The sequence below is a fragment of the Pyrobaculum sp. genome (genome assembly GCF_049971835.1).
GTDB lineage: Archaea > Thermoproteota > Thermoprotei > Thermoproteales > Thermoproteaceae > Pyrobaculum.
On record NZ_JBMFKV010000263.1, the window covers coordinates 1 to 2,203 of the forward strand.

Here is a 2,203-nt window from a genome sequence, read left to right on the forward strand (position 1 = left end):
GTCGACCCAGCCCTCGGAGGGCGTCTGCTGGCTCTCCGCCTTAACCTGTTGCGAGTCCTGGGGCTGTCCCCTTAAGACACCTAGGTTTAGCATGTGTGGCGTGGGGAGGAGGGGGAAAAACCTTGTCTTAGCTTTTGATTTTAGTTAACAACTCCTCTACCGAGCGGCGGTTTTCTCTATCCCGCAGAATCGCCGCCGCGACGGCGTCTGCGTGGTACTGCCGTATGTGGCCGACGTGTCTCAGCACGTAGGGGGTTATGCGCCTCGCCTGCAACACCTCCGCCTTGTCCACCTGGTTTATGACTAGGGCAGAGGCGTATGAGGTGTATCTGTTGTACTGCTCGGCCTTGACGTCTGAGACCTTCGACAGCATGCGGCCGTCTCCCACGAAGACGGTGAACAGCCCCAGCTTCTGGAGGCTCTCCAGAAGCTCCGTCCTCAGCGCCGGGGTGGTGTCGATGACGACGGTGTCTACTGGTAGCTTCGTCTTGTCCACGAACTGGGGGAGGTACTCTATCCACTCAAGGAGCGCCAGCTCCAGCTCCTTCACAACAGACTGGTCCTTTTGGTAAAGTTCCACCGCGTCGTATCCCGGCAGTATGTACAGCGTGGGGTTGACTTGGTGAACGTATATCTGCTTCCCTTGAAAGGGGGCGACCCAGCCGGGCCTCCTGGGGACTCTGAAGAGCTGGGAGAGCTCGGCCTTCTCCCAGTCTGCGTCTATGACGAGGGTGAAGCCTTTGGCTATTGACATCACGGTGGCCAGCGTGGTCTTCCCCACGCCTCCGTCTAGGGAGTAGACGACGGCGGTTTTTATGGTTCTCATGGCTCTCTCTGCCTCTCTCTGGATAAAGCTTCTAGCTCGGCTAAGGCTGTCAGCTTGATGGAGCCGCCTTGGTAGGCGGATTCCTCCCACAGCTTTTTAGTGGCCTTGTTCTTGGGGAGGCCTGTCTCTCTCAGCCACTCCTCGTAGCTTGTGTAGAAGCGGTCTTCTGTACGCAGAAGCACGTGTACGTAGAGGCACTCCCCCACGGGCGGCGCCTCGGCGCATCGCTGGAAGACCGGCTGCAGGGCCTTCAGCTTGTCGGCGACTCTTCTGCAGAGTACCCCGGCGAGGTACTCAGCCACGTCTCTCATAGCCGCTTTTTTATCAACGCCAGGAGGTCCATTAGAAACGCCCTGCCCACCATATCCCAAGCCTCCAGCACCGCGTTTTCTTTATCCGCGACGGGGCCGAGCCTCTTCTGCAAATACAGGAGGTATTTGGCGTGCGCCGGGCCCAGCCCCAGCCTCTCGGCGGTTAGAGGCACCTCGCCGCCGGGGTACCTGGCCACCGCGGCTAGGACTTGAAGCGCCTTGCAACCCCTCCCCCTCCACCCCCTCCTGGCGCACAGCTCCCAGTCGAAAACCACAGCCTCCGCCCTGCCCCTCAGGTAGCGGCAGAGAGAATCCACTACGCTTTCCATACATCCCCGGAGGGCGGTGCTGGTTAAATTTTACGGCATATGTACTCCGCCAGCCTAGCCAAGGCAGTTTTTCTAGACACTCTCCGGCCGTAGAGATCGCCTGCGATCTCCGGGAGGCCCTCAGGCGGGAAGCCTATTAGCCTCTCCACACCCTCTTCTGTGAGCTCCACCTCCTCTTCTTTAAAAATAAGCAGAGCCACGTTTAGACAGACGGCGGTGCACATAGGGCCGCCCCTCCCGCCGCATTTAACACAAAGCCTGTGGAGAACCTCGTCTGCTAGACAAGCCACAGAAATGTAGAATTTTCCACTATTAGTAGTTACAACATCACAGCGGCTAAGCGGCTTTGTGTTTTTTGTAAGGCGTTTTTTAAAAGGAGGTATCTCAACGCTGCGGTTTTTATAAACTCCTCGTATTCAACCACTCCGTGGAAGTGGGGGAATAGACGGCGGCGGGCTCTGCCGAGCTTTTCTCTAAAATCTGCGTCTATAAAATCTTCGAAATTTGCCCTGACCACCGAGCCTCTGGCGTCTATCACGGCGGCGTAGGCGGCTAGGCACAGCTCTGGAATTTTTTCCACAAGGCGGCGTTCTACACATCTTCTCCAGGTCTCCGCCATTTCGCAAGCCAGCTCCCCCAGGTAGGCGTAGGCTCTCTTGTTGCAGTTCATGCCAAGAGGTGTAGAACTACCCTAGCTTTCTCCGCCAGTTTTCTCACCCCCTCGTCCCCCCCCTCTC

The 2,203-nt window shown here is 57.6% G+C and carries 5 protein-coding genes; all 5 read right to left on the minus strand.

The window, feature by feature from the left end; all coding sequences use genetic code 11:
- Nucleotides 1–127: 127 nt before the first annotated feature.
- The 5 genes from ACP5J3_RS13450 to ACP5J3_RS13470 are packed head-to-tail and all read right to left on the minus strand — an operon-like array spanning nucleotide 128 to nucleotide 2,136.
- A complete protein-coding gene (locus ACP5J3_RS13450) occupies nucleotides 128–826 on the minus strand; it encodes a ParA family protein (RefSeq protein ID WP_428496155.1) in 699 nt (232 codons plus the stop codon).
- Nucleotides 823–1,137: a hypothetical protein gene (locus tag ACP5J3_RS13455; protein ID WP_428496156.1), complete on the minus strand. Its 315-nt coding sequence runs from the start codon at nucleotides 1,135–1,137 to the stop codon at nucleotides 823–825. The genes ACP5J3_RS13450 and ACP5J3_RS13455 overlap by 4 nt, the downstream gene beginning before the upstream one ends.
- Nucleotides 1,134–1,466 carry a hypothetical protein gene (locus ACP5J3_RS13460; protein WP_263246856.1) on the minus strand — a complete coding sequence of 111 codons (333 nt, stop codon included), beginning with the start codon at nucleotides 1,464–1,466 and terminating at the stop codon, nucleotides 1,134–1,136. Before ACP5J3_RS13460 ends, ACP5J3_RS13455 begins: the two co-directional genes overlap by 4 nt.
- Nucleotides 1,467–1,489: 23 nt before the next feature.
- Nucleotides 1,490–1,756, minus strand: a complete 267-nt coding sequence (locus tag ACP5J3_RS13465; RefSeq protein ID WP_428496157.1) for a hypothetical protein — start codon at nucleotides 1,754–1,756, stop codon at nucleotides 1,490–1,492.
- A 29-nt stretch (nucleotides 1,757–1,785) separates the two neighbouring features.
- Nucleotides 1,786–2,136, minus strand: a complete 351-nt coding sequence (locus ACP5J3_RS13470; RefSeq protein ID WP_428496158.1) for a hypothetical protein — start codon at nucleotides 2,134–2,136, stop codon at nucleotides 1,786–1,788.
- Between the last annotated feature and the right edge of the window lie 67 nt (nucleotides 2,137–2,203).